Source organism: Streptomyces flavovariabilis (assembly GCF_000725785.1).
Taxonomy (GTDB): domain Bacteria; phylum Actinomycetota; class Actinomycetes; order Streptomycetales; family Streptomycetaceae; genus Streptomyces; species Streptomyces hawaiiensis.
Genome location: NZ_JNXD01000001.1, coordinates 700,151 through 725,300, shown reverse-complemented (window position 1 = coordinate 725,300; position 25,150 = coordinate 700,151). Strand labels below are relative to the sequence as shown.

Sequence of the window (25,150 nt, the reverse complement as noted above, 5' to 3'; positions counted from 1 at the left end):
GTTACGAGGAGGTGGGCCATACCTCGCCCGGAGGCACGCGGCCGTCATCGGCGGCCCGCAGTCCGGCAAGACCGCCCCCCTGCGCGCCCTCTCCCGGGCCCTCACCCACCCCCTGTACGACGTCGCCGTGTACGGCCTCGACCTGTCCGGCGGCGGCCTGTCCGCCCTCGCCGGACTACTGCACGTCGACGGCATCGCCTCCCGCGCCGACCACGAACGAGCCACCCTCACGGTCGCCGAGGGGCGCGTCGCACCTTACGGCGACAAGGAACTCGTCTTCGGCGTCTACAGCCCCCGACGCGGCCTGCGCGGCGTGGTCCCCGAGCCGCGCCCCGGCCCACCTGGCTCGCCGCCGTCGGACACCCCGACCGCCCGCCCTTGCCACCGTCCGCGTGCTCCGCACACCGACGGGAGTCGAGGAGGACATCACCCTCGCGCTCGGCTACAGCAGTGACGGGGCGCCGCCGGATCGATGGCAGTCGGCCACCGGCGTCCACAGCACCCCGGGATCTCACCGAAGGTGAAGTGGTGGCCCCGGACCAGTGCGAAGCCGGGGGTAGCGGCAGACGAGTCGGGCTGTACGCCGGGTTCTGTTCCCCGGTTCCCTCGCGGGAGCCGGGGCGACGGCCATCCATCTAGGGCCGGTGTTGCCACCGGCCTCGTGCGGTCTACCCGCGGACTCGGGCGGGCAGCCCTCGATCGTCCGCGCAGGAGCACCCTTTCTTTCGAAGAGGTGCTCCCTCTTGACCTTGCTCCGGGTGGGGTTTACCTAGCTGCCTGAGTCACCCCAAGCACTGGTGGTCTCTTACACCACCGTTTCACCCTTACCGAGGACCGAGGTCCCCGGCGGTTTGCTTTCTGTGGCACTGTCCCGCGGGTCACCCCGGGTGGCCGTTAGCCACCACCCTGCCCTGTGGAGCCCGGACGTTCCTCGGGAAGCTCCCCGTCAGGGGGACTCCACGCGGCCGTCCGCCCGGCTCGTCTGCCGTGTCGACCATGGTACCCGGCGGACGACACGCTTCGGCGCCGCGGCCGTGGCCAGCACCGAGCCCGCCAGGATCAGGGTGAAGGCGACGCCGATGCCGAGGGTCAGCTCCTCGTTCAGGAAAAGCGCGCCTGCGGCGACCGCTACCGCCGGGTTGACGTAGGTGATCACGCCGGCCCGGGTCGGGCCGACCTCCTTGATCAGCTCCAGGAAGGCCACGAACGCGATCGCGGTGCAGACGACGCCCAGGCCCGCGAGGGCGGCCAGGACCTCGGCCGAGGGCATGGCGGCGGGCCGGGTCAGGTAGGCGGCGGGGGCGTAGACGACGGCGGCCAGCGTGAGGCAGGGGGTGATCAGCTGGAGGGTCGGGACGTCCTTGAGGTGCCGGGCGGCGATCAGCGGGGCGATGGCATAGCCGACGACCGTCACGAGCACCTCGGCCAGGGAGCGGGCGTCGCCGCCGGTGAGGTGCGGCAGGGTGAGGACGGTGACGCCCGCGAGGCCGAGGGTGAGACCCGCGATACGGCGGGCGCCCACGCGTTCCTCCGCGCCGAAGAAGCGGGCCAGGAGTACGGCGACGATCGGCACGCCCGCGATGAGGAGTCCGGCGGTGGAGCTGGACAGGTGGCGTTCGGCGTCGGTCAGGGTCCACCAGGGGCCGATGATCTCGATGACGGCGAAGGCCAGCATCGGCTTCCAGTGCGCTCGGACGGTACGGCCGAGGCCGCCCTGGCGCAGGGCGAAGGGGAGCAGGAGTACGGCGCCGAGGGCGCAGCGTGTGAACACCACCATGGAGGGGGACAGCTCGTCCACCGCCACCTTGATCATCAGGTAGGGGACGCCCCAGATCACTCCCATGAGGGAGAACAGGAACCAGCCGCGTGCAGTCATGCGGCGAGTCTCGGCCGTGTCACCCGGTGGTGTCTTGAACGCTGTTGCGGTATGCCGCCGGGGTCACCCCCAGCACCCGGCGGAACCAGCGGGTGAGGTGCGCCTGGTCGGCGAAGCCGACGAGGCCGGCGACCTCGGCGGGGCGCAGTCCGGCTTCGAGGAGGCTGCGGGCCCTGGCCACCCGGTGCTGGGCGAGCCAGGCGTACGGCGGTACGCCCATCGTCGTGCGGAAGGCGCGCAGGAGCTGGTAGCGGGACAGGCCGAGGTCGGTGGCGAGGGAGGCCAGGGACGGGGGTTCCAGCAGTTCGTCGGCGAGGCGGTCGCGTACGGTCCTCGCGATGCCGTCGGCACCCGGCACGGTGTCGCTCGCCGCCCGGCCCGTGGAGTGGCGGCGGGCCAGGGCCGTGAGCAGCCAGGGCAGCCGGGACTCGGTCTCCAGCGGGTCGGGGCAGGTGCTGATGTCGGTGTGGGCGGCGCGCAGGGCGGTGGCGAGTTCCGGGTCGTGCAGGACGGGGTCGCGGAAGTGCGGGAGGCCGCCGAGGGTGCCGTCGCCGAGCAGGGCCGGGTCGGCGTAGAGGGCCTGGTAGGCGTATCCGTCCGCCGCTGCCGGGCCGCCGGTGTGCATCTCGCCGGGCTCCAGGACGACGATCGAGCCGGGGTAGGAGTGGATGTGCCCGCCCCGGTACGCGATGACCTCCGAGCCGCCGACGGTGACGCCGATGGTGAACTCGGTGTGGGCGTGGGGCGCGTAGACGTGGCTGTCGAAGTGGGCGGTGAGGAGGTCGAGGGGTGGGCCGCAGCGGCCCAGGCGGGCCCTGGTCCAGTGGGCCTGTTCTCGCATCCCCATGTCGTACCCCCGGAGCAAAGAGGACCAGAAGCGACCCGCGTTGTCCAGGCCGGAACGGCAGTGCTTGACCTTGCCGCAGCGTCAACGTCTTCACTGGTGGCATGCGGATCGGAGAACTCGCCGCGGTCGTCGGCGTCACCACACGGACCGTGCGGCATTACCACCAGCTGGGGCTGCTGCCCGAGCCCGTGCGGCGGGCCAACGGGTATCGGGAGTACGGGTTGCGGCATGCCGTCGTGCTGGCGCGGATCAGGCGGCTGACCGAGCTGGGGCTGGGGCTGGCGGAGGTGCGGGACGTGCTCGCGGACGAGGCCGGGAAGGACCTCGTCGAGGTGCTGACCGAGCTGGACGAGGATCTGGCGCGGCAGGAGGAGGCCCTGCGGGGGCGGCGGGCGCGGTTGCGGAGCTTGCTGGAGGCGGAGGGCGGGATGCCCGTCGAGGGGCCGGTGTCGCCCGAGCTGGCCGCGCTGTTCGCGGGGACCGCGCATCTGTCGGACTCGCCCATGGCCGTGAAGGACCGCGAGATCATCGCGTTCCTGGAGACCGCCATGCCGGCCGGGGACCGGGAGCGGCTGGTGTCGTCGGTGGGTGAGGCGCTGGGGAGTCCGGGGGCGGTGGCGCGGGCCGGTGAGGCCTACGCGCTGCTCGACGCGCTCGCCGGCGCCGAGCCGGATGATCCGCGCGTCGGCGAGGCGGCCCGGGCGCTCGCCGCCTGCATCCCTCCGGGGGTGTTCCCGGGGGCCGGGGAGCTCGACCGGGACGACAGTTTCCTGCGCGCGTTCTACGAGGATCTCGCCCCGGCGCAGGCGGAGGCCGTTCGCCGGACGCTGCGGATCCTCGCCGAGGAGCGGTGATGAGGGTCGGGTGGCTGCTGGTGCGGCATGAGGTGTGGTTGCTTGCGAGTCTCGCCCTGTGGGTGGCGCGGCGTACGCACGGGGCGAAGAGTGGGCGGGCCTTCGGGTACGCCTCCGGGCAGGGCGCGATGATGGCCGGGTTCGCGTTCGTGTGCCTGGTCGAGACGGTCGCGCTGTCCGTGCTGTTGCGGGACTGGCCGGCCGTGCACGCGGCGTTCCTCTTCCTGGACGTGTACACGATCGTGTTCGTCGTCGCGCTGCACGCCTCGTCCGTCGTGCGTCCGCATGTGCTGGATGTGGACGGCGGCTCGCTGCGGATACGGCGGTACGTCCATGTCGATCTGTACGTGCCGCTGGAGCGGATCGCCTCCGTGCGGCGTGAGCTGCGGATGACGCACAAGCGGGCCGACGGTGAGCTGAATGTCGAGGTCGGCTCGCAGACCACCGTCACGCTCGAACTGACCGAGCCGGTCACCCACGTCACCTTCCTCGGCCGGCGCCGCCAGGTACGGCTCGTCCGCTTCCACGCCGACGACCCCGACGGCCTGGTCCGTGCCCTCGGCCGGGCGCGCGTCTGAGCTTCCCGTACGCCCCCGTACGCTGTCGGCTGCGGTTCGATCGAAGGAGTACGCGTGCTTGTCCTGCTGCCGCCGTCCGAAGGCAAGGCCTCTTCCGGCCGCGGTGCCCCGCTGAAGCCGGAGTCGCTGTCGCTGCCGGGGCTGACCGCCGCCCGGGAGGCCGTTCTCACCGAGCTGGTCGAGCTGTGCTGCGCCGACGAGGAGAAGGCCCGTGAGGTGCTGGGGCTGAGCGAGGGGTTGCGGGGCGAGGTCGCGAAGAACGCGGAGTTGCGGACGGCGGGGGCGCGGCCGGCCGGGGAGATCTACACGGGTGTGCTGTACGACGCCCTGGGTCTGGCGTCCCTCGACACGGCCGCCAGGCGGCGGGCCGGGCGGTCGCTGCTCGTGTTCTCGGGGCTGTGGGGTGCCGTGCGGGTGACGGACCGGATTCCGTCCTACCGGTGCTCGATGGGGGTGAAGCTGCCGGGGCTCGGGGCGCTGGGTGCGCACTGGCGTACGCCGATGGCGTCGGTGCTTCCCGAGGTGGCCGGGAGTGGGCTGGTACTGGATCTGCGGTCCGCCGCGTATGCCGCCGCCTGGAAGCCGAAGGGCGAGGTCGCCGGACGCACGGCGTCGGTGCGGGTGCTGCACGCGCCCACGCGGAAGGTGGTCAGCCACTTCAACAAGGCGACCAAGGGGCGGATCGTGCGCAGCCTGCTGACCGACGGGGCCGATCCGAAGGGGCCGGCCGAGTTGGTGGAGGCGCTCCGGGATCTGGGGTACGCCGTGGAGGCGGAGGCGCCCGCGAAGGCCGGGCAGGCGTGGGCGCTGGATGTGCTGGTGGACGAGGTGCACTAGCGGGCACTGCCCTCGCATTGCACTCTGCGCAACGGCCTTTGCGCGCCTTGCAGGCCGACGGCAGGATGACGCCATGGCCTCCGCTCCCCTGCCCTCCTCCCTGCCCGCCTCCGTGCTGGACCTCGCGCCCGTCGTCCCTGTCGTCGTCATCGAGGACGCGAGCGACGCCGTGCCGCTGGCGCGGGCGCTGGTCGCGGGCGGGTTGCCCGCGATCGAGGTGACGTTGCGTACGCCGGCCGCCCTGGAGGCGATCCGAGGGATCGCCCGGGAGGTACCGGAGGCCGTGGTCGGGGCCGGGACGGTGATCCGTCCCGGGCAGGTCGCGGAGGCGGTGGCCGCGGGCTCCCGCTTCCTGGTCAGTCCCGGCTGGACGGACGTGCTGCTGGAGGCGATGCGGGCGTCCGGGGTGCCGTTCCTGCCGGGGGTGTCGACCGCGTCCGAGGTGGTGGCGCTGCTGGAGCGCGGGGTGCGGGAGATGAAGTTCTTCCCGGCGCAGGCCGCGGGCGGCGCGGCGTATCTGAAGTCGCTGTCGGGGCCGCTCCCCCAGGCCCGTTTCTGCCCCACGGGCGGGATCGGCGCGACATCCGCCCCGGACTATCTGGCCCTGCCCAATGTCAGCTGTGTGGGCGGGAGCTGGATGCTGCCGCAGGATGCCGTCGCGGCTCGCGACTGGGACCGCGTCGAGGCGCTGGCCCGGGAGGCGGCGGCGCTCAGCGCAGGTGGGACGTGTCGTTGAGGAGACGGACGCTGGCGTTGCCGTCCGCGTAGTAGGCGACCACCGACAGGGACGCGGCCGACAGTTCCATGCGGAACAGGGACTCCGGTGGGGCGCCCAGGGCGAGCCGGACGAGGGTCTTGATCGGGGTCACATGGGTGACGAGCAGGACCGTTCGGCCCGCGTGGGCCGCGACCAGCCTGTCGCGGGTGGCGGCGAGCCGGGTGGCCGTCGCCGCGAAGCTCTCGCCGCCGCCGGTGGGTTCGGCGTCCGGGGAGGCCAGCCAGGCGTTCAGGTCGTCGGGGTGGCGCTCGCGCACCTCGGCGAAGGTGAGGCCCTCCCAGGCACCGAAGTCCGTCTCGCGCAGCCCGTCGTCGATGCTCACGTCGAGACCGAGCCGGGCGGCGACGATCCCGGCGGTCTCCCGCGTACGGGCGAGCGGCGACGACACGACGGCCTGGATGGTGCCCCGCCGGGCCAGCAGCGCGGCGGCCCGCTCGGCCTGCTCCCGGCCGGTGCCGGAGAGGGACGGGTCGGTGCCGCCGCTCCCGGAGAACCGCTTCTGCGGCGTCAGCGGCGTCTCACCGTGCCGCAGCAGCACGAAGGTCGCCGGGGCTCCCATATCGGCGGGTGCCCAGCCGGGACTTGCGACGGCCTTGGCGGCACGGGCGTCGGTGTCGGCTTTCGTGGTCAAGGGGTCGGTGGCGGCACCGGCGTCGTCGTCAACCTGCACGGCACGGGCTTCGGCGCCGGCCTTCGCGGCACGGGTGTCGGCGTCGGTCTCGCCGCCGCCGGAGGCAGAAGCCCCGTCCGGGACGTCCCGGACGGGTTCCGCCGAGGCCCGCGCGGCGTCCGGGCCCGAGGCGTCCGCCGCGGCCGACGCGCGTCCCTGCGCCAGAGCTCCGCGCACCCGCGCCGCACCCGCCGCCGCGTCACCGGGCGGCCCGGAGGGCGCGACGGCCTCGGCGCGCCCCGCACCCCCGGCTGCCGTGTCCAGCTCGGCCGTGGAGGCCGATTCCGACCACTGCTCGCCCCTGGCCCCCGCGTCCATCGCCTCGTTGGCCAGCCGGTCGGCGTGCTTGTTCTGCGCCCTCGGCATCCACTCGTAGGTGACCCGCCCGGGCGGGAAGATCCGGGCGGCCTGCGCGGCCAGTGGCTTCATGTCGGGGTGCTTGATCTTCCAGCGGCCCGACATCTGCTCGATGACGAGCTTGGAGTCCATCCGGACGTGGACCGTCGCGGCCGGGTCCAGTTCCCGGGCGGCGTGCAGGCCGGCGAGGAGGCCGCGGTACTCGGCGACGTTGTTCGTGGCGACGCCGATGTACTCGGCGGTCTCCCGCAGGGTCTCCCCTGTCGCCGCGTCGCTGACCACGGCCCCGTAGCCGGCGGGCCCGGGGTTGCCCCGCGAGCCGCCGTCGGCCTCGACGATGAACTCCCGCACCGGAAGGGCTCCCTGAAGGCCTAGAGACCGGACTCGGACGTGCGCACCAGGATGCGGCGGCAGTTCTCGCAGCGGATCACCGTGTCGGGCGCCGCCTTGCGGATCTCGGCCAGCTCGGTGATGGCGAGCTCCTGCCGGCAGCCCTGGCAGCTGCGCGCGTACAGCTTCGCCGCGCCGACGCCGCCCTGCTGCCCGCGCAGCTTGTCGTAGAGCTTCAGCAGGTCGGCGGGGATCGAACCGGCGATGACCTCGCGCTCCTTGGTGATCGTGGCGACCTCTCCGTCGATCTGCTCGAAGGCCGCGTCGCGGCGCGCGGTCGTGTCGTCGACCTTCGACTGGACGGAGGTGACGCGCTCGGTCAGCTCGGAGACCCGCTCCTGCGCGGACTCCCGGCGCTCCATGACCTCCAGCACCACGTCCTCCAGATCACCCTGCCGCTTGGCGAGGGAGATGATCTCGCGCTGGAGGTTCTCCAGGTCCTTGGGGGAGGTGACGGCACCGGAGTCGAGGCGCTGCTGGTCGCGGGTGGCGCGCTGGCGCACCTGGTCCACGTCCTGCTCGGCCTTGATCTGCTCGCGGGCGGTGTCGCTCTCCTCGGTCTGCGCGGCCACGAGCAGGTCGCGCAGCTGGGTGTGGTCCTTGGTCAGCGACTCGATCTCGGCGTGCTCGGGCAGCGACCTGCGCTTGTGCGCCAGCTGCTGGAGGCGGACGTCGAGGTCCTGGAGGTCGAGGAGTCGGATCTGGTCGGCGGGCGCGGCGTTCAGTTCGGGGCTCCAAGGGGGTCGGAAGTGGCAGAGGCCGCGTGCGCGGTCCAGGGGTCGGTGACCGTCTTCGAGACGTGGACGCGCAGGTCCCATCCGTGCCGGTCGGAGATTTCGTCGAGCTGGCTCGCGGCCAGCTCGCACCAGGGCCACTCGGTGGCCCAGTGCGCGGCGTCGAGCAGCGCGAGGGGGCTGTGGGCGCGGGCCTCCGACACCGGGTGGTGGCGCAGGTCCGCGGTGAGGAAGGCGTCGGCTCCGGCCGCGCGTACGTGGTCGAAGAGGCTGTCGCCGGAGCCGCCGCTGACGGCGACGGTGCGCACGAGGGCCTCGGGGTCGCCGGCGACGCGGATGCCCTGCGCGGTGGCGGGCAGCCGCTCGGCGGCGCGGGCGGCGAACTCGCGGACGGTGAGCGGGTGGTCCAGCGCGCAGAGCCGGCCGAGGCCGCGGCGGCCCTCGGGGTCGGCGGGGTCCGGCACGAGCGGCCCGGTCACGCGCAGGTCCAGCGCGCCCGCGAGGGCGTCGGAGACACCCGGGTCGGCGGTGTCGGCGTTGGTGTGGGCGACGTGCAGCGCGATGTCGTTCTTGATGAGGGTGTGCACGACACGGCCCTTGAAGTGCGTCGCGGCGACGGTCGTCGTGCCGCGCAGATAGAGCGGGTGATGGGTGATGAGCAGGTCGGCGCCCAGTTTCACCGCCTCGTCGACGATCTCCTGGACCGGGTCGACGGCGAACAGGACCCGCGTGACCTCCTGGTCCGGGTCGCCCGCGACGGTGCCGACCGCGTCCCAGGACTCGGCCCGCTCGGCGGGCCACAGGGTCTCCAGCGCGGCGATGACTTCAGACAGACGGGGCACGGGAGCAAGGCTACCCGCCTGATCTGTGGCGTTGCACCGCCGCCGTCCGCTCCCGGCACCCATGGCCCCGCTCAGCACAGTCGCCCCCTTTTCCTCAGGCGAATCGTTCCTGGAACACCCTTATGTGTGAAGCCTGCGCCCATGGAATTCGCGGCCCGCGTACGAAAACTACGTTCGTCACTGGAGGTGACCGAACGATGACGGTCTGTGCGATCGAGCCTTCGGCGGGACACGAGGACGAGGACGGGACCACGCCGGCAGGCTGCACGCTCACCGCGGACGGTGCCTACGGTGCACGTCTCGCGTCGGCCGGCGACTCCTGGTTCCCGGAGCGCTGGACTCTGGACGGCCCCGAGCCGTACGCGGTGCCCCTGCCCCGCAACCAGCCGGAGGAGCCCGGCACCGAGGTGCAGCCGATGGGCGACGGGCGGGTCCTGATCCACCGGGTGGTGGCCGGGCGGCACGCCTTCTCGCTGCTGTATCCGACCGGGCCCGGCACCGGCGAGCTGCCCCTGGGCGCGGTCGAGTGCCCGGACGAGAGCGCCCGGCTGCGGCTGCTGCCGCCCGCCCCGGGCGGTGAACGGGCCTACGCCCTCGCGGTCGGGCCGCGTACGACGTCGGTGTGGCTGGTGGCGGGCGGCGCCTTCGGGCCCGAGCGGCTCGCCGAGCTGCCCGGCCGCTGCTCGGGCGGGGTCTGGCTGGACGGGACGGGGCGGCTGCTGGCGCTGGACCGGGAGGCGGGCGGCCGCACCAAGACCGTCGTGGTGGACCTGGAGTGCGGTGGCGAGGTGTCACCGCTGCTGCAGATCGCCGCCGACAGCGACGACCGGCTGCTGCTCGCCGACCACGACAGCGGGCTGCTGATCGTCCGCTCGGACGCGCCCTCGCCGGGGCAGGACCGGCTGGGCTGGGGTGTTCTCGGCAGCACCCTGCCGGTGCGGTTTCCTGAGTGCCTGCGGGTGCGGGACTGCTCCGTCACGCCGTTCGCGATCCAGCCGGGGCAGGTGCTGACGCCGGAGAGCTGCGCGGTGGCGCTGCGGGTGGACGGGCCGCGGGGCAGCTGGGTCGGTGTCTGGCGGCCCGCCGAGCGACGGGTGCACCATCTCCGGGCGCCCGAGGGGTGGTTGGCGGGCACGGGCCTGTGGACGCCGGAGGGGGTGCTGCGGCTGCCGTACGCGACGGAGGCCGTGCCGTGCGGGGTGGCGTGGGTGAGCCCGCCGCCGGCCGCCGAGCAGGAGCCGCAGTCGCAGTCGCAGTCACAGTCGCAGTCGGAGCCGCAGTCGGCAGACACGTTTCCGGAACCCCCCGGGGAGCCCGGGGAGCCCGGGGAGCCCGGGGAGCCCGAACCACCCGCCTCTTCAGCGCCGTCCGGCCCGCCTTCGACGCCCTCGGCACCTCGCCCTGTGCCCCTTCAGGAAGCGCCGTTGGGACGCCTTGTAACGAACCAGTGCCGGTTGGCGTGGCTGCCTGGATCCGAGGTCAGGGGTGCCGGTTAGACTCACCCGGCTGTAAAAAAGATCATGTTGACGGGGTGAATTCCACCGATGAACGACGCCAGCACGACCCAGCCGCGTAATGCCGACGTCCAGCAGACCTCCTCCGGCCCCGGCCGGCACCGTGGTGAGGTCTCCACGCAGGACGGCGAGACGGCTCCGCGCGGGCGCCACCGCAAGCCGGTGGCGGAGACCGAGCAGGCCGTGACCGCGGCCTGACGGCACGCCGGTCACCGGACGGCGAACGGCCCTTCCCGCCACAAGCGGGGAGGGCCGTTCCGTGTCACTGACCGTCACTCACCCGCGTTTCAGCCCCAGGACCTCCGCCGCCGCGAAGGTCTCCCCCGCCGGCCGGTCCGCGTAGTACGGCCCGAGGACGGCCTCCAGCTCGTCGTACGTGAAGGTGTCCTGCTTGCTGTCGAACCTGGCGGCGACCCGGGGCCGTTCGACGACGGCGACCATCCCGCCGTGCACCACGAGGACCTGGCCGTTGACGTGAGCGGCGGCGGGCGAGGCCAGATAGCCGACGAGCGGGGCGACGTGCTCGGGGGCGAGCGGGTCGAGGCCGGTGCCGGAGGGCTGCTCGAGGCCCGCGAAGACGTCCTCGGTCATCCGGGTGCGGGCGCGCGGGCAGATGGCGTTGGCCGTCACGCCGTACTTGGCGAGGGCGAGGGCCGTGGAGGTGGTCAGGCCGACGATCCCGCCCTTGGCGGCGGCGTAGTTGGGCTGTCCGGCGGAACCGGCGAGGAACGCCTCCGAGGAGGTGTTCACGATCCGCCCGAACACCGGCTCCCCGGCCCGCTTGGAGCGTTCCCGCCAGTGTGCGGCGGCGAACCGGGTGGTGTTGAAGTGGCCTTTGAGGTGCACGCGGAGGACGGAGTCCCACTCCTCCTCGGCCATCGAGAACACCATGCGGTCGCGCAGGATGCCCGCGTTGTTGACGAGGATGTCGAGCTTGCCGAACGCGTCGACGGCCGCCCCGACGAGGGTGTGGGCCTGTTCGAAGTCGGAGACGTCGCCGGTGTGCGCGACGGCGGTCCCGCCCGTCGCGCGGATCTCGGCGGCGACCTCCTCGGCGGGCCCTGCGGACGCCTCGCCCGTGCCGTCGCGGCCGGGCTGCCCGTAGTCGTTGACGACGACGGCGGCGCCGAGCCGGGCGAGTTCCAGCGCCTCGGCCCGCCCGAGCCCGCGGCCCGCGCCCGTGACGATCGCGGACATTCCCTGGAGCGGCAGCGGCATGGCGTGGGCCCTCACATCTCGATGCACGTACGCAGGGCGGTCCCGGTCCGCATCTGGTCCAGGGCCTCGTTGACGTCGGCGAACGGGACCCGGTGGGTGATCAGGCCGGCCAGGTCGATCCGGCCCGCGCGCCACAGGGCGATGGTGCGTTCGTAGGAGCGCAGCACGTCTCCGCCGCCGTACATGGACGGCAGGATCCGCTTCTCGTCGAAGAACAGCTCGAACATGTTGAGCTGGAGGAAGTCGTCCATGGCGCCGGCGCCGACCACGACGAGGGTGCCGCCGCGCCGGGTGTTCTCGTACGCGGTGCGTGCCGTGGCCGACTTGCCGACGACCTCGAAGACGTGGTCGAAGCCCTCGCCGCCGGTGATCTGCTGTTTGGCGCCGGGCAGTTCGTCCGGGGAGACGGCCCGGGTGGCACCGAAGCGGACGGCTGCCTCCCGGCGCGAGGCCACGGGGTCCACGGCGACGATCTCCGCGGCGCCCTTGAGCCGGGCGCCCTGGATCACGGAGATGCCGACGCCCCCGCAGCCGATGACCGCCACCGACGAACCGGCCTCCAGGTCGGCCGTGTTGAGCGCGGCGCCGAGGCCGGTGGTCACCCCGCAGCCGATGAGGGCGGCGATGTCGAAGGGCACGTCGTCGGGGATCGGCACCGCGCAGCCGGCGTCGACGACGACCTCCTCGGTGAAGGTGCCGGTGCCGGCGAAGCCGAAGACGTCCCCGCCGGGGCGCTTGAAGTTGGGGGTGCCCGCGTTCATGAACCCGGCCAGGCACAGCTCGGTCTGCCCGCGCTTGCAGGCGGGGCAGGCACCGCAGGCGGGCAGCCAGCACACGACGACCCGGTCACCGGGCTGCACGCGGGTGACGCCCTCGCCGACTTCGAGGATCTCGCCCGCCCCCTCGTGCCCGGGCACGAACGGCGCGGGCTGCGGCAGCACCCCGCTCATCGCGGACAGGTCCGAGTGGCACAGTCCCGTGGCGCGCACCCGGATCCTCACCTTGCCGGGCCCGAATCCCACCGCCTCGACGTCGTCGAGGACCTCCAGCTTGTCCTGGCCGATCTCGTGCAGTACGGCTGCGCGCATGGTGCGGGCTCCCCTCGTACGGCGTCTGGGACTCAGGTGTGTTCGACGATGGTGTCGGCGAGGACGGGCGCGTCGTCCCGCTCGACCGCGCTGACGGCGACCCGGGTGGACTCGGGCGTGTGCCACATGCGGATCCGCAGGGTCTCCCCGGGGTACACGACCCCGGCGAACCGGGTGGCGTAGGACCGCACCCGGGTCACGTCCCCGCCGAGCAGCGTGTCGACGACGGCCTTGAGGGTGATGCCGTAGGTGCACAGGCCGTGCAGGATGGGCCGTTCGAATCCGGCGACCTTGGCGAACTCCGGGTCGGCGTGCAGCGGGTTCCAGTCGCCGGAGAGGCGGTAGAGCAGGGCCTGGTCCTCGCGGGTGGGCCGCTCCACGGTCCGGCCGGGTTCGCCGGAGGGGGGCTCCGTGGGGGTCCCCCCGCTCGAGCGAAGCCGAGAGTGGGGGAGGGCCGAGGGGCCGCGGTCGCCGCCCCAGCCGCCCTCGCCGCGGATGAAGATCTGGGCGTCGTTGGTCCACAACGGGCCGTCAGGGTCGGCGACTTCGGTGCGCAGCACGAGGACGGCCGCCTTGCCCTTGTCGTACACGGCGGCGATCCGGTTGGTCGCGGTGGCGGATCCTGTCGCCGGGATGGGCCGGTGGATGACGAGGCTCTGGCCGCCGTGCAGGACGCGGGCCAGGTCGACCTCGATGCCGGGCATGGACAGACCGCCGGTCACGCCGGGTTTTCCGGCGCCCGCGACGGTGGCGAAGCTCGGCAGGACGTGCAGCCGGGACTCCAGGGTGTAGCGCAGTTCGTCGGGGTCGGTGGCGGGGCTGCCCGCGCCGATGCCGAGGTGGTAGAGCTGCACGTCCTTGTGGTCCCAGGAGAGCGCGCCGGTCCGGGGCTCGGCCGCGAGCGCCTTGGCTGCGTCGATGGGCATGGGGCTCCTGATCGCCGGAGGAAGGACCTCGGTACGGCCGTCCGCACCGTCGGCCGCACCGAGGCCGTCTGGGACCGGGCCGGGACGCGAACTGAAACGCGTTCCAGTCCCGCGCCCTCTGTATAGCCGAGGCCCCGGCAGTTGTGAAGGCTCCTGACGCCGTGTCAGATCGATGTGGCGGTGACACGCCTCAGGATGGGGCGGGGCAGCGGCCTGCGGGGGCGGGACGTTTTCGCGGCGGCGCGGACGTGTACGTTGGCCGGTGGTCCGCGCCCCCACACGGCGAGGGCGTCGGCAACGGCTAGGGGAACTGGAGCACATGGGACGCGTCGCCGTCATCACCGCGCCGAACATCGGGTACCGCAACACGGGCATGCTGACCGTGGACTTGGCGTTCGAGTCCCTGCGGCGGCGGATGGACACCGCCGCGTTCGACGCCACCTGGTACACGCTGCACACGCCGGAGACCGTGCCGCTGCGCGACGGCGCGCGCGGTGCCGAGTTCCCGTTCCGCTTCCATCCGCTGGCCGAGCACCTCGACACGCTCCGCGACCATGACGCAGTGGTCTTCTGGGGCGACTTCCTGCACACCCGGCACTACTTGGCGCAGGACGCGACGAACCGTCTGCTCGACTTCGGCTTCGCCGCGGACCGGGACGACGCCCGGGGGCAGCTGAACCGGGCCCTGCTGTTCGCGGACCAGCCGGACGAGGTCCTCGCGCGCACCCTCAGCTACGGCGGGACGATCCTGCACAACACGCAGTCCGACTACGAGGACAAGGAGTACGGCCCGCTGTTCTCCCGTCTGGTGAGGCGCAGCCACCGGATGTGGGTGCGGGATCCGCTCTCGGCGGCGAAGATCGCACATCTGCGCCGGGACCGGACGACCGACCACTTCGGTTCGGACGCGGCGCTGCTGTCCCGCCCCGGCGACCTCGACCACCTCCCGACCACCGAGTGGTCCCGCTCGGTCCCCGACGGCGGCGCGATCGGCGTCTTCCTCGGCGCCCGTACGCCGATCCCCGACTGGCTGCCCGTCTTCTGCCAGGGCCTGTCCGACCGCCTGGGCGCCCCGCTGGAGTGGCTGCCCTGGTTCGACCGGGACGTCCCCGCCGCGGTGAGCCACATCGCGGCCCGTCCGGGAGACCCCACCGTCGGTGATCTGGTCGGGGTGCTGCCCCGCTACCGGCTGGTCATCACGGACACGTACCACCTGGCCGTCAACTCCTGGGGCGCCGGTACCCCGGCGGTGTGTGTCGGCGCGCCCGAGCCGACCCCCAAGACGCACGACGACTACCTGACGCTGAGCGATGTGAAGAAGCACGTCTTCCACATGGCGTACGACGCGACGGACTTCTACCTGACCACCCAGGAGGGGCACGGGCAGGACCTCGACCGGCTCGTCCACCTGCTGGAGGGCGGCGGCGCCGAGGCCGTCGCGGCGCGCATCCGCGACCACGCGGACTACTCGGCGAGGGCGTTCACGCAGACGCTGACCTCACTGCTGGACACCCCCCGCGCCATCCCGGGCCCGTGACCGAACGGCCCTCCGCGCGCTGCTCGCGGAGGGCCCGGGCATGACGCGCGGTGCGCTCGCGCATCCTGACGACCTTCGGCCGCCCCGGCTGCCCGCGTCGCGCGATGGAGGCGGGAGCCACCGGCTCAAGCCTGGGCCGCCCGCCGCGGCAGCCACACCCACATCAGGACGACCCCGGCCGCCAGGACCACGGCCCCCACGCGGAACGCGAGTGCGTAGCCCTCGGTCAGGGCGTGCGGGGTCGTGTGGCCCGCCGACTCGGCCGCCGCCAGGGTGGACAGGACGGCCAGGCCCAGGGAACCGCCCATCGTGCGGGACGTGTTGACGAGTCCGGAGACCAGGCCTGCCTCTTCGGGGGCCGCGCCGGACGTGGCCAGGGAGGCGAGGGGGGTCGCCGCCAGGCCCGCGCCGAGCATCATGAGGACGCCGGGGACGAGGATCGCCGTGGCGTAGGAGCCGTCGGGGGTCATCGTGGACTGCCAGGCGAAGCCGGCCACGGCGACCAGGGTGCCCAGCGCGGCGACGTTGCGCGGGCCGATCGGGCGCATCAGACGGGGTGCGAGCTTGGAGCCGAGGATGACGGCGAGGGAGCTCGGGACCAGGGCGAAGCCGGCCTCGATCGGGGTGTAGCCGAGGACGTTCTGCGCGTAGAGGGTCATGAAGAACCACATGCAGAACATCGCCGAGCCGCACAGGAACATCGAGACGTTCGCGGAGGAGACCGCGCGGACGCGCAGGAGACCGAGCGGCATCAGCGGGCTCGCCGTGCGGGCCTCGACCGCGAGGAACGCCGCGAGCAGGACCAGCCCGGCGAGCAGGGGCAGCAGGGTGGCCGCTGCCGTCCAGCCCGCCGCCTCCGTCTGGGAGATGCCGTAGGCCAGCGTGCCGAGGCCGGCCGTGACGAGCAGCGCGCCCGGCAGGTCGAGGCGCCGCCCGTCCCCGGCCCGGCCCTCGGTGAGGAACCAGGCGGCGGCGCACAGCACCACGGCGCCGATGGGCACGTTGATCAGCAGCACCCAGCGCCAGGAGAGCGTCTCCACCAGCAGCCCGCCGACCAGCCCGCCCGCCGCGCCGCCGCCGGCCCCGACCGCGGTCCAGGTCCCTATCGCCCGGGCTCGCGCGGCCCCTTCCGGCACCGACGCCATGAGGATCGTCAGCGTGGAGGGCGCCAGCACCGCCGCGCCCAGACCCTGCACGGCCCGCGCGAGCAGCAGCTGCCACTCCTCCTGTGCCAGCCCGCCGGCCAGCGAGGCCAGGGTGAACAGGCCGAGCCCGACGAGGAACATCCGCTTGCGGCCGTACAGGTCCCCGGCGCGCCCGCCGAGCAGCATGAACCCGGCGAAGGCGATGGCGTAGGCGTTCACCACCCACTGCAGGCCCTGCTCGCCGAGCCCCAGCCCGGTCCGCATCGACGGCAGCGCCACGTTGACGACGGACACGTCCAGCACGACGAGGAACTGCCCGGCGCAGGTGAGCGCGACGACGAGCCACATCGGCGGCGCCCCGCGCGGACGCAGCCGGGGCAGTCGGGATATGCGGGCGCTGGCGTCATCGGCGGATTCGAGCATGGGTGTCATGCTCTCAACCGCCTTGCACCCTTGCATCGTGATTTCACCGGGCCGGTCCGGTCCCTCGGTGCCGGGACCTATCTGAGGCCGGCCCCGGCTCGGGGGCGGTTGCGGGGGTGGACGGTCATCCGCAGGCTGCGCGGCCGTACGGTGAGCCGGGCGACCTGGCGGATGACCTGGCCCTCGGCGAGTTCCAGCCGTACCGAACGCAGCATCGTCGCGAGCGCCGTGACCATCTCGGTGAGGGCGAGACGGTCCCCCATGCACTTGTGCTTGCCGTCCCCGAAGGGCAGGAACGCGCCCGGCGGGGGCTCCTGCGCGGGGTCGGTCCACCGGTCCGGGTCGAAGGTGAGCGGGTCGGGGAAGCGCTCGGGGTCGCGGTGCAGGGCGTGCTGGCAGTAGGCCAGTTCAGTGCCCGCGGGCAGCGTCCACTCGCCGAGCCGGGTCTCCTGGGTGGTGCGGCGGGTGACCAGCCAGCCCGGGTGGTGCAGCCGCAGGGTCTCGGTGATCACCCGGTTCAGGTACGGCAGCCGGGTCACGTGGTCGAAGGTGACCGGCCGTTCGCCGAGGACCTCGTCCAGCTCGGCCAGGACCCGGGCCTCGACGCCGGGGTGGCGGGCGAGTTCGTACAGGGCCCAGGACATGACCGACGCGGTGGTCTCGGTGCCCGCCACGGCCAGGGTGAGGATCTCGGAGCAGATCTGGTGCCCGGTCAGCGGCTCGCCGGTCTCCTCGTCGACGGCGCGCAGCAGCATGGAGAGCATGTCCCCGGTGTCGTGCCCGGAGGCCTGCAGTTCTTCGACGGCGGCGTTGACGGTGGCGCGCACGCCGGCCTGGGCCCGGTCGAAGCGGCGGTTGAAGGGCAGCGGCAGGCGCTCGGCCCAGTCGGGCAGCATGATGCGCACACCGACGTCGTTCAGCACCACCGACAGGTCGCTGCGCAGCCGGCGGAAGACGGCGTCGTCGAGGCTGCCGGCGAACACCGTCTTGGCCAGCATGTCGAGGCTGAGCCCGACCATCGCCTCGCGTACGTCGAGGGTCCGCCCGGGCTCCCAGCCGGCGACCGTGGCCGTCACCTCGGCGCGCATGATGTCGACGTACCGGCTGATCTCGGTGTGGGCGAACGCCGGTTGCAGTTGGCGGCGTTTGCGTACGTGGTTGCGGCCGATGGCGGTGACGACGCTGTCGCCCAGCAGCTGGCCCAGCTTGTCGTAGAGCCGGCCCTTGTCGAGGGTGGGCCCCAGGGCCTTGAGCATCTGGTGGATCAGGGCCGGGTCCTGGACCACGACGGTGCGCGTCCCGGGTTGCAGGACGATCTCGACGAGTGGTTCCCGTGTCTCGCGCAGCGAGTCGATGAAGCCGAGGTTGTCGCGCATCTTCAGAGCGTGGCCGATGAACGGAAACGATCCTGCGGCTCGGGGTATGGGGGGAGGCGCAGTGGACGTCACGGGTCATCCCTTCAGGGCAATCGTGGGCGCCCCTATGACTTCCCTGAACCTTCGCCGGCGCAATCCCGTCATGAACGTGTCCTGCGCCACGCCCGACGCCGACCGAGGACACAGGTCCCGGGCCCCGGGCCCGCCCACGCAATCCCCCGGCGAGACCAAGAGAAGGTCAAGTTTTCGTTAGGGTGCCAAAGCAACGGAATAGTTGCCTGCACATACGAGGTTCAGATCCCACGTAACCCGACGCACCCCGGCCTGGAGGCCCTCTTCCATGACGCAGACGACGACAGACCGCCCGGCCGGCAGAGCGAGCGGGGCCGTGGTCCCGGTGCTCGCCTTCGCGGGCATCGTTGTCGCGGTGATGCAGACCCTGCTCGTTCCGGTGATCAAGGATCTGCCGCAACTGCTGGACACCACCCCCAGCAACGCGACCTGGGTCCTCACCTCGACCCTGCTCTCGGGTGCGGTGGCCACCCCGATCATGGGCCGCCTCGGCGACCTCTACGGCAAGCGCCGCATGCTGATCCTGAGCCTGGCGGTGATGGTCGTCGGCGCCCTGGTCAGCGCGCTCACCAGCGATCTGCTGCTCATGATCACCGGCCGTACGCTCCAGGGCTTCGCGATGGGCGCGATCCCGCTCGGCATCGGCCTGATGCGCGACATGCTGCCCCGCGAGAAGCTCGGCTCGGCGATGGCCCTGATGAGCTCCTCCATAGGCGTCGGCGGCGGCCTCGCCCTGCCCGCCGCCGCCCTGGTCGCCCAGCACAGCGACTGGCACGCCCTCTACTACGGCGCCGCCGGTCTCGGCCTGCTCGCCATCGGCCTCACCCTCCTCGTCGTACCGGAGTCCCCGATGCGCGCCGAGGGCACCTTCGACCTGCCGGGCGCGCTCGGGCTCTCCGCCGGGCTCGTCCTGTTCCTGCTGCCGATCACCAAGGGCAGCGACTGGGGCTGGGCGTCGGGCACCACGCTCGGCCTGTTCGGCGCCGCCGCGGTCGTCCTGCTCCTGTGGGGCGTGATGGAGCTGCGCCTGAAGGCCCCGCTGGTCGACCTGCGCACCACGGCCCGCCCGGCCGTGCTCTTCACCAACCTCGCCTCGATCATGGTCGGCGTCTCCTTCTACGTCGTCTCCCTGGTCCTGCCCCAGCTGCTCCAGCTGCCGAAGTCCACCGGCTACGGCCTCGGCCAGTCGATGGTCGTCGCGGGTCTGCTGGTCGCGCCGCTCGGCCTGACGATGATGTTCACGGCGCCGGTCTACGCCCGGCTGTCCGCGAAGTACGGCCCCAAGGTCACGCTGATCCTCGGCCTGCTGATCATCGCGATCGGCTACGGCGCCGGCCTCGGCCTCATGAGCGCAGCCTGGCAGAGCCTGATCATCTCGGTCCTCCTGGGCGCCGGCATCGGCCTGGCCTACTCCTCGCTGCCCGCGCTGATCGTGGGCGCGGTCCCGGCGTCGGAGACGGGTGCGGCGAACGGCCTCAACACCCTGATGCGTTCCATCGGCACGTCGGTGTCGAGCGCCGTGATCGGCATGGTGCTGGCGAACACCGCGAACAACGTCGGCGGCGTCGAGATCCCCACCATGCACGGCTTCCGGGTCTCCTTCCTGATCGCCACGGGCGCGGTCGCCGTGGGCCTGCTCCTGGCGCTGTTCCTGCCGGGCCGGCGTCCGTCGAACAGGCCCCAGTTGCGCGCCAGCAGCGAGGAGGACGCGGCGCTGGAGCGCGCCGAGCGGGTCCTGCGCGGCTTCCGCGGCCGGGTGCTGGGCGCCGACGGCTCCCCGGTCGCCCGCGCCAAGGTCACGCTGATCGACCGCCGCGGCCGTCAGGCCGGCGCGACGCTCTCCGCCGAGGACGGCAGCTACGCGCTCACCGTCCCCGCCCAGGGCTCCTACGTCGTGGCCGCCCGGGCCGCGGGCCATGGCCCGCTCGCCTCGTCCGCGACCCACGCGGGCGACGAGCGCCCGGTCGACCTGGACCTGTCCCTGCCGGGCGAGACGGTCCCCGCCTGACCCCGCGTGACATCGCGTGACCCCGCCTACTCACCGGTACCCCCTGTCGTCCCCGCGGCAGGGGGTACGGCACGATGGGCGCGCTGACCGTCGTACGACCGAGAGGAACCCCATGCCCGCGGCCCCGAAGCCCGAGATCCTGGCCGCGTTCGAGGCGGCGAAGGGGTTCATGCCGGTCGGCGAGGGCCTGGCGCTGTACGCGGCGGCCGTGGAGGCCGGGCGGCTCGGGCTGCCGCTGCTGGAGGTCGGCACCTACTGCGGCCGGTCCACGGTCCTGCTCGCCGACGCGGCCCGCCAGGCCGGGGTCAGCGCGCTCACCGTCGACCACCACCGCGGCAGCGAGGAGCAGCAGCCCGGCTGGGAGTACCACGACCCACAGACGGTCGACCCCGAGCTCGGCCTGATGGACACGCTGCCCACGTTCCGCCGCACGCTGCACCGGGCCGGCCTGGAGGAGCACGTGGTGGCGCTGGTCGGGCGTTCCCCGCAGATCGCCGCGTTCTGGCGGACGCCGCTGGGGTTCGTCTTCATCGACGGCGGCCACACCGACAAGCACGCCACCGCCGACTACGAGGGCTGGGCCCCGCACGTCGCCGAGGGCGGGCTGCTGCTCATCCACGACGTCTTCCCCGACCCGCAGGACGAGTTCACCGGCCAGGCCCCGTACCGCGTCTACCTCCGGGCCCTTGAGTCCGGCGCGTTCACCGAGGTCTCCGCGACGGACTCGCTGCGCGTCCTGCGGCGCACGGGCCCGGGCATCTGAGGGAACGGCTGGGCGGGTGAACTGCACACCCCGCACCCCCTCCCGGTCGGCCCACGGGCGGCGTGGCGAGTCGGCGGGCGAGAGCCGCTGCCCAAGGATCCGGGCGCGTGGCACACACCTTCGCAGAGCTCGTGGAGAAGCAGCGCGCGGCGGACGAGGCGTACGCCCGCGTGCGTCACCTCCAGGACGCGTACGGGCCGCCCACCCAGACCAAGTGGAGCGACCGGCAGACCACCACCTGGGAGACGGCCTGGCGCGCCTGGCGCGACCTCGCCCGGGACGTCCAGGCGGCGGTGACCGGGTACGCGAAGCAGGAGGGCACACCGCGCCAGGAGATCGAGGCGCGGGTGAAGGAGGCGGTACGGCACGGGGACGGCGGCGGGAACGGGACGTAGCCGCCACCCGGTCGGGCCGTCCTCGGACCACCGCCCCCGCGCACGGCCGCTAGGGTGGCAGGCGTGTCGTACGCAGGCCCGGACTTCGAACCTCCCCAGCCCCGCCGCCCCCGCCGCGGCCCCCTGACCGTCGCGCTCGCCGCGCTGGTCCCGGGGGCGCTGCTCGGCTGGCTGGTGTACGAGACGGCGGGCGGCTCGGGGAATGACGGGGGGTCGGGACAGGCGACCGTACGGTCCTCCCCGCCCGCCGCGTCGAGCGCGCCCTCCGACGACGCCAAGGAGCCGGGCGCCTCACCGAAGCCCACCGACACGTCCTCGGCCTCCGCGCCGGCCGCCTCCGGTCCGCTCAAGGGCAAGGTCGTCGTCATCGACCCGGGGCACAACCCGGGCAACTTCCGGCACGCCTCCGAGATCAACCGCAAGGTGGACATCGGGACGAACCGTAAGGAGTGCGACACCACGGGCACGTCCACCAACGACGGTTACACCGAGGCGAAGTTCACGCTGGACGTGGCGCACCGGATGCGCACGCTCCTTCAGGAGCAGGGCGCCACCGTGAAACTGACGCAGGACGGCGACCGGCCGTTCGGGCCGTGCGTGGACGAGCGGGCCCGGATCGGCAACGAGGCGAAGGCCGACGCCGTGGTCTCGGTCCACGCGGACGGCTCGGGCGCCGGCAACCGCGGCTTCCACGTGATCCTGCCCGGCGCGGTCAAGGCGGGCGCCGCGGACACCCGGGCGATCGTCGGCCCCTCCCGCGATCTCGGCGAGCGCGTCGCGGGCCGCTTCGTGGCCGTCACCGGCAGCGCGCCCTCCGACTACGTCGGCGACGGCAGCGGTCTCGTCACGCGTAAGGACCTGGGCGGTCTCAATCTGTCAACGGTTCCCAAGGTGTTCATCGAGTGCGGCAACATGCGCGATAGCAAGGACGCGGCGTTGCTCACCAGCGGCGCGTGGCGACAGAAGGCGGCGCAAGGGATCTCCGAGGGAATCGTGAGTTTTCTGCGCGGGTAGTCCCGGACCGGCAGATCCCGGCGGACACCCTGACCGGGCGGACGATAGGGTCCTCCTACGATGAGGGGCCACCCCCGCGCTTCACACCGAGTCCGGACGGCGGCATGGTGACAGCGACGCCTCTACCGACGATGAGACGACCTACGAAGGACCTGAAGTGAATATCCGCTCCCTCACTCGGGGCGACGGCGTGGTGATCGGAGCAGCGGTATTGCTGTTGATCGCGTCGTTCCTCGACCTCTACTCGTTCGACAATGTCCCCGACAGCGTCGACCTCCCCATGCTGTGGGGCAGCGGCCCGGTCGTGTTCAGCGTCGTGCTGGCCGGGATCATCGGCGCCGCGCTCGTCGTCGTCTCCCGGGGCCTGCCGCAGGCCCCGAAGGTCGCGGGAATCGAGCTCGGCCAGTTCGGCGCCGCCTTCACGGTGTTCGCCGCGTGGAGCGCGCTCGGCAACATCTTCGACGCGCCCAGCGGCTTCGACAACATCGGTGAGAACGCGAGCGAGGGCGCTCCGAGCCCCGGCATCGGCCTGATCCTCGCCCTCGTCGCCACGCTGCTGATGGCCGCCGCCGCCCTCGCCACCCCCCTCGTCCCGGCCCTCAAGGGCGCTCTCCTCCCGGCGCCCCGCCCGGCCGCTCCGCAGCCCTACGGCGCCCAGGCTCCCGGTGGTTACGGCTACCCGGGTGCGCAGCAGCCCGGTGGGTACGGCCACCCGCAGCCGGGGCAGCCCGGTCAGCCGTACGGCGGGCAGCCGCAGCCCCCGCAAGCGCAGGCGCAGGCTCCGCAGCCGCCGGCCGGGGACTTCTCCCCGTTCTGGTTCGCGGTGCCGGTGCCGCGGCCGCTGTTCGCGGAGGACGGTTCGCCCACGCCGATCGCCGAACTCGCCCCGGGTACCTGGTACCTGGCCGTCGAGCAGCGCGGCGCGGCCCTGGTCGCCCAGACGCAGGACGGCCGTCGCGGTGTCCTTCAGGACACGTCGGGCATCCAGCGCGGCTGAGCCCCGCGACCTCTCACGGCCCCTCGCCCTTCCGGGCGGGGGGCCGTTGTCGTACAGTCGGCGTCCCGCTCCGAACTGACGGACCGTCAAGGAGTAGAGATGCGGCTCGGTCTCGCGCTCGGCTACTGGGGCCGCGGCCCCTCTCCCGGCCATGTGCCCCTCGCGCAGGAGGCGGAACGGCTCGGCTACGACTCCGTCTGGACGGCGGAGTCCTGGGGCTCGGACGCGTTCACCCCGCTCACCTGGATCGCGGCGCACACCTCCCGCATCCGGCTCGGCACGGCCGTCGCGCAGATGGCGGCCCGGTCACCGGCCACGACCGCCATGCACGCCCTCACCCTGGACCACCTGTCCGGCGGCCGCATGATGCTGGGCCTCGGACTGTCCGGTCCGCAGGTCGTCGAGGGCTGGTACGGCCGCCCGTTCCCCGCCTCCCCGCTCACCGCCACCCGTGAGTACGTCGACGTCGTGCGGCAAGTGCTGCGCCGCGAGGCCCCCGTCGAACTGGCCGGCCGCTTCCACTCCCACCCCTACCGGGGACCGGACGCCACGGGCCTCGGCAAACCCCTCAAGCCGATCACCCACCCGCTCCGCCCCGATCTGCCGATCCTGCTCGGCGCGGAGGGCCCGAAGAACGTCGCCCAGACGGCCCGGATCGCCGACGGCTGGCTTCCGCTGTACTGGTCGCCGACCCGGCCGGAGGTCTACGGCCCGGCCCTGGCCGATCTGCCCGAGGGTTTTCTGGTCGCGCCGATGGCCCGGGCCCGGGTCTGCGACGACGTCACCGAAGGCCTGCTGCCCGTCAAGGCGATGCTCGGCTTCTACATCGGCGGCATGGGCCACGCGGCCCGCAACTTCCACGCCGACCTGATGGCCCGCATGGGCTACGAGGCCGAGGCCCGCCGCATCCAGGAGCTGTTCCTCTGCGGCCGCCGGGAGGAGGCCGTGCTGGCGGTCCCCGACGCCTTCGCCGACGAGATCTCCCTGGTCGGTCCGCGCGAACGGATCGCACAGCGACTGGAGTTGTGGCGCAAGGGCCCGGTGACGGACCTCCTGGTGCTCAGCCCCGACCCGCACACCCTGCGCGTTCTCGCGGAGTTGAACTCCTGAGCGAATCCCCGGGTTTCATCCAGAGTTCAAGGGCAATCCGGAAGGTATGTCCCCTCGATATCGCAACGGTGCGAATCAAGCCGGCACGATCGTGGCGGTCGTGGCCGACATCATGGCCCTGATCCTGGGTCTCTGGATCCTGATGTACCTGCTGGACGCCAACCCCGGCAACTCCTTCGTCCAGTTCATCCACGACGCGGCCCGCTGGCTCGCAGGCTGGTCGCACGACCTGTTCACCTTCGACGAGGCGTGGGCCCGAGTGGTCTGCGGCTACGGCCTGGCAGCGGTGGTGTACCTGTTCATCGGGCACGCCATCGCCAATCGAGTACACCGGCACTGAGAAGTGTCCTGCGGGGCTCGTCCCTCAGGGGCGAGCCCCCGCGTGCGTTCGCGGTGACCCTGCGGTCGGCGAGCACGAACGTGCGAGGGCGTCGCCCGGCCCGCCCGCCACCTCACCGACGGGTCGCTCCTGTGGTCGAGTACGCAGGGCGTGCCGCCCCAGGACAGCTCGGCCGCCGTCCGGACACCGGCCACGTCCGAGCCGGGCTCCGGCTCGGCGGTCGCAATGGCGGTCACCAGGGCGCCGGACGAAGCCCGGCAGCGGCGCCGCTCCTCCATGCCGAGTTTGCCCACCTCGCTGCACATCACGTGGCACTCGGCCGGCGGTTTCCCATTCCGAATAGACGGGTACGACCTCCGCCTCGATTACTCGCGCGCCTGAGTGCGGAAGGCTTCGCGCACATCCTGGAAAATAGTGCATCTCACCGCTCATCCCCCTGCTGCTCTGACCGGTGTGCTCGC

23 protein-coding genes, 1 other RNA gene and 2 pseudogenes are annotated in these 25,150 nt (G+C 72.8%); 15 read left to right on the top strand and 11 right to left on the bottom strand.

Annotated elements, in window-relative coordinates:
• Positions 1-22 precede the first annotated feature (22 nt).
• Positions 23-247: pseudogene (locus tag IO24_RS42610) on the top strand (FtsK/SpoIIIE domain-containing protein); the annotation flags it as partial.
• 316 nt (positions 248-563) lie between these two features.
• Here the strand turns inward: IO24_RS42610 and rnpB are convergent.
• The 3 genes and pseudogenes from rnpB to IO24_RS0103220 form a co-directional block, all read right to left on the bottom strand.
• Positions 564-981, bottom strand: an RNA gene (gene rnpB / locus IO24_RS41935) — RNase P RNA component class A.
• Positions 982-1,096: 115 nt separating this feature from the next.
• Positions 1,097-1,813 (bottom strand): annotated as a pseudogene (locus IO24_RS47525) (DMT family transporter); the annotation flags it as partial.
• A gap of 82 nt (positions 1,814-1,895) precedes the next feature.
• Complete coding sequence (locus IO24_RS0103220) at positions 1,896-2,723, bottom strand: helix-turn-helix domain-containing protein (RefSeq protein WP_031131540.1); 828 nt, start codon at positions 2,721-2,723, stop codon at positions 1,896-1,898.
• A 101-nt stretch (positions 2,724-2,824) separates the two neighbouring features.
• On the opposite strand from IO24_RS0103220, the gene IO24_RS0103215 reads away from it, so the two are divergent.
• The 4 genes from IO24_RS0103215 to IO24_RS0103200 all read left to right on the top strand — a co-directional run bounded on the left by IO24_RS0103215 (position 2,825) and on the right by IO24_RS0103200 (position 5,728).
• Complete coding sequence (locus IO24_RS0103215) at positions 2,825-3,577, top strand: MerR family transcriptional regulator (RefSeq protein WP_031131537.1); 753 nt, start codon at positions 2,825-2,827, stop codon at positions 3,575-3,577.
• Positions 3,577-4,155 (top strand): hypothetical protein, encoded by a 579-nt coding sequence (locus tag IO24_RS0103210; protein WP_031131535.1) that lies wholly within the window; start codon positions 3,577-3,579, stop codon positions 4,153-4,155. The genes IO24_RS0103215 and IO24_RS0103210 overlap by 1 nt, the downstream gene beginning before the upstream one ends.
• Before the next feature lie 54 nt (positions 4,156-4,209).
• Complete coding sequence (gene yaaA / locus IO24_RS0103205) at positions 4,210-4,992, top strand: peroxide stress protein YaaA (RefSeq protein WP_031131533.1); 783 nt, start codon at positions 4,210-4,212, stop codon at positions 4,990-4,992.
• A gap of 73 nt (positions 4,993-5,065) precedes the next feature.
• The gene (locus IO24_RS0103200) at positions 5,066-5,728 is read left to right on the top strand and encodes a bifunctional 4-hydroxy-2-oxoglutarate aldolase/2-dehydro-3-deoxy-phosphogluconate aldolase (RefSeq protein WP_031131531.1); all 663 of its coding nucleotides are present in this window, start codon (positions 5,066-5,068) and stop codon (positions 5,726-5,728) included.
• On the opposite strand, the gene IO24_RS0103195 is transcribed toward IO24_RS0103200, so the two are convergent.
• From IO24_RS0103195 to IO24_RS0103185, 3 genes are read right to left on the bottom strand one after another with little or no spacing between them, the layout of a single operon-like run.
• The gene (locus IO24_RS0103195; RefSeq protein WP_031131530.1) at positions 5,703-7,148 is read right to left on the bottom strand and encodes a bifunctional RNase H/acid phosphatase; all 1,446 of its coding nucleotides are present in this window, start codon (positions 7,146-7,148) and stop codon (positions 5,703-5,705) included. The genes IO24_RS0103200 and IO24_RS0103195 overlap by 26 nt on opposite strands.
• 20 nt (positions 7,149-7,168) lie before the next feature.
• Positions 7,169-7,912 carry a zinc ribbon domain-containing protein gene (locus IO24_RS0103190; RefSeq protein WP_031131529.1) on the bottom strand — a complete coding sequence of 248 codons (744 nt, stop codon included), beginning with the start codon at positions 7,910-7,912 and terminating at the stop codon, positions 7,169-7,171.
• Positions 7,909-8,763: a Nif3-like dinuclear metal center hexameric protein gene (locus tag IO24_RS0103185; protein WP_031131526.1), complete on the bottom strand. Its 855-nt coding sequence runs from the start codon at positions 8,761-8,763 to the stop codon at positions 7,909-7,911. The genes IO24_RS0103190 and IO24_RS0103185 overlap by 4 nt, the downstream gene beginning before the upstream one ends.
• Before the next feature lie 197 nt (positions 8,764-8,960).
• Between IO24_RS0103185 and IO24_RS0103180 the strand changes: the two genes are divergently transcribed.
• Positions 8,961-10,259 (top strand): hypothetical protein, encoded by a 1,299-nt coding sequence (locus IO24_RS0103180; RefSeq protein ID WP_045295796.1) that lies wholly within the window; start codon positions 8,961-8,963, stop codon positions 10,257-10,259.
• 48 nt (positions 10,260-10,307) lie between these two features.
• The gene (locus tag IO24_RS45540) at positions 10,308-10,475 is read left to right on the top strand and encodes a hypothetical protein (protein ID WP_167551587.1); all 168 of its coding nucleotides are present in this window, start codon (positions 10,308-10,310) and stop codon (positions 10,473-10,475) included.
• Positions 10,476-10,553: 78 nt separating this feature from the next.
• Here the strand turns inward: IO24_RS45540 and IO24_RS0103170 are convergent, their stop codons facing one another.
• From IO24_RS0103170 to IO24_RS0103160, 3 genes are read right to left on the bottom strand one after another with little or no spacing between them, the layout of a single operon-like run.
• On the bottom strand, positions 10,554-11,495 hold the full coding sequence (locus IO24_RS0103170) for a 3-oxoacyl-ACP reductase (RefSeq protein ID WP_031131522.1): 942 nt from the start codon (positions 11,493-11,495) through the stop codon (positions 10,554-10,556).
• Positions 11,496-11,506: 11 nt separating this feature from the next.
• The gene (locus IO24_RS0103165) at positions 11,507-12,583 is read right to left on the bottom strand and encodes a Zn-dependent alcohol dehydrogenase (RefSeq protein ID WP_031131520.1); all 1,077 of its coding nucleotides are present in this window, start codon (positions 12,581-12,583) and stop codon (positions 11,507-11,509) included.
• Between the two features lie 32 nt (positions 12,584-12,615).
• Entirely contained in the window at positions 12,616-13,509 is an 894-nt protein-coding gene (locus IO24_RS0103160; RefSeq protein WP_031131518.1) for a MaoC/PaaZ C-terminal domain-containing protein, read from the bottom strand.
• A gap of 319 nt (positions 13,510-13,828) precedes the next feature.
• On the opposite strand from IO24_RS0103160, the gene IO24_RS0103155 reads away from it, so the two are divergent.
• Positions 13,829-15,046, top strand: coding sequence for a polysaccharide pyruvyl transferase family protein (locus IO24_RS0103155; protein WP_031131516.1), 1,218 nt, complete (start codon positions 13,829-13,831; stop codon positions 15,044-15,046).
• A 125-nt stretch (positions 15,047-15,171) separates the two neighbouring features.
• Here IO24_RS0103155 and IO24_RS0103150 read toward each other — a convergent pair whose 3' ends face one another.
• Together IO24_RS0103150 and IO24_RS0103145 are read right to left on the bottom strand one after the other, a co-directional pair.
• A complete protein-coding gene (locus tag IO24_RS0103150; protein ID WP_031131513.1) occupies positions 15,172-16,623 on the bottom strand; it encodes an MFS transporter in 1,452 nt (483 codons plus the stop codon).
• Between the two features lie 68 nt (positions 16,624-16,691).
• Positions 16,692-18,062, bottom strand: coding sequence for a cytochrome P450 (locus IO24_RS0103145; RefSeq protein ID WP_031131511.1), 1,371 nt, complete (start codon positions 18,060-18,062; stop codon positions 16,692-16,694).
• 268 nt (positions 18,063-18,330) lie between these two features.
• On the opposite strand from IO24_RS0103145, the gene IO24_RS0103140 reads away from it, so the two are divergent.
• From IO24_RS0103140 to IO24_RS0103110, 7 genes are all read left to right on the top strand, one after another.
• Positions 18,331-20,070, top strand: a complete 1,740-nt coding sequence (locus tag IO24_RS0103140) for an MFS transporter (protein WP_031131509.1) — start codon at positions 18,331-18,333, stop codon at positions 20,068-20,070.
• 112 nt (positions 20,071-20,182) lie between these two features.
• A complete protein-coding gene (locus IO24_RS0103135) occupies positions 20,183-20,833 on the top strand; it encodes a class I SAM-dependent methyltransferase (protein ID WP_031131506.1) in 651 nt (216 codons plus the stop codon).
• A gap of 107 nt (positions 20,834-20,940) precedes the next feature.
• On the top strand, positions 20,941-21,228 hold the full coding sequence (locus IO24_RS0103130; protein WP_031131504.1) for a hypothetical protein: 288 nt from the start codon (positions 20,941-20,943) through the stop codon (positions 21,226-21,228).
• A gap of 63 nt (positions 21,229-21,291) precedes the next feature.
• Positions 21,292-22,242 carry an N-acetylmuramoyl-L-alanine amidase gene (locus IO24_RS0103125; RefSeq protein WP_031131502.1) on the top strand — a complete coding sequence of 317 codons (951 nt, stop codon included), beginning with the start codon at positions 21,292-21,294 and terminating at the stop codon, positions 22,240-22,242.
• A gap of 157 nt (positions 22,243-22,399) precedes the next feature.
• Positions 22,400-23,239 (top strand): DUF5336 domain-containing protein, encoded by an 840-nt coding sequence (locus IO24_RS0103120; RefSeq protein ID WP_031131500.1) that lies wholly within the window; start codon positions 22,400-22,402, stop codon positions 23,237-23,239.
• A gap of 99 nt (positions 23,240-23,338) precedes the next feature.
• Entirely contained in the window at positions 23,339-24,349 is a 1,011-nt protein-coding gene (locus tag IO24_RS0103115; protein ID WP_031131497.1) for an LLM class F420-dependent oxidoreductase, read from the top strand.
• Positions 24,350-24,395: 46 nt separating this feature from the next.
• The gene (locus IO24_RS0103110; RefSeq protein ID WP_031131495.1) at positions 24,396-24,689 is read left to right on the top strand and encodes a hypothetical protein; all 294 of its coding nucleotides are present in this window, start codon (positions 24,396-24,398) and stop codon (positions 24,687-24,689) included.
• The last annotated feature ends 461 nt before the right edge of the window (positions 24,690-25,150 follow it).

Bases quoted from the DNA above. Each gene is read 5' to 3' on its own strand.
- IO24_RS0103115 (WP_031131497.1), top strand. From the start codon at position 23,339: ATGCGGCTCGGTCTCGCGCTCGGCTACTGGGGCCGCGGCCCCTCTCCC.
- IO24_RS45540 (WP_167551587.1), top strand. From the start codon at position 10,308: ATGAACGACGCCAGCACGACCCAGCCGCGTAATGCCGACGTCCAGCAG.
- IO24_RS0103220 (WP_031131540.1), bottom strand. From the start codon at position 2,723: ATGGGGATGCGAGAACAGGCCCACTGGACCAGGGCCCGCCTGGGCCGC.
- IO24_RS0103110 (WP_031131495.1), top strand. From the start codon at position 24,396: ATGTCCCCTCGATATCGCAACGGTGCGAATCAAGCCGGCACGATCGTG.
- IO24_RS0103140 (WP_031131509.1), top strand. From the start codon at position 18,331: ATGACGCAGACGACGACAGACCGCCCGGCCGGCAGAGCGAGCGGGGCC.
- IO24_RS0103165 (WP_031131520.1), bottom strand. From the start codon at position 12,583: ATGCGCGCAGCCGTACTGCACGAGATCGGCCAGGACAAGCTGGAGGTC.
- IO24_RS0103170 (WP_031131522.1), bottom strand. From the start codon at position 11,495: ATGCCGCTGCCGCTCCAGGGAATGTCCGCGATCGTCACGGGCGCGGGC.
- IO24_RS0103155 (WP_031131516.1), top strand. From the start codon at position 13,829: ATGGGACGCGTCGCCGTCATCACCGCGCCGAACATCGGGTACCGCAAC.
- IO24_RS0103215 (WP_031131537.1), top strand. From the start codon at position 2,825: ATGCGGATCGGAGAACTCGCCGCGGTCGTCGGCGTCACCACACGGACC.
- IO24_RS0103160 (WP_031131518.1), bottom strand. From the start codon at position 13,509: ATGCCCATCGACGCAGCCAAGGCGCTCGCGGCCGAGCCCCGGACCGGC.
- IO24_RS0103150 (WP_031131513.1), bottom strand. From the start codon at position 16,623: ATGACACCCATGCTCGAATCCGCCGATGACGCCAGCGCCCGCATATCC.
- IO24_RS0103210 (WP_031131535.1), top strand. From the start codon at position 3,577: ATGAGGGTCGGGTGGCTGCTGGTGCGGCATGAGGTGTGGTTGCTTGCG.
- IO24_RS0103135 (WP_031131506.1), top strand. From the start codon at position 20,183: ATGCCCGCGGCCCCGAAGCCCGAGATCCTGGCCGCGTTCGAGGCGGCG.
- IO24_RS0103200 (WP_031131531.1), top strand. From the start codon at position 5,066: ATGGCCTCCGCTCCCCTGCCCTCCTCCCTGCCCGCCTCCGTGCTGGAC.
- IO24_RS0103180 (WP_045295796.1), top strand. From the start codon at position 8,961: ATGACGGTCTGTGCGATCGAGCCTTCGGCGGGACACGAGGACGAGGAC.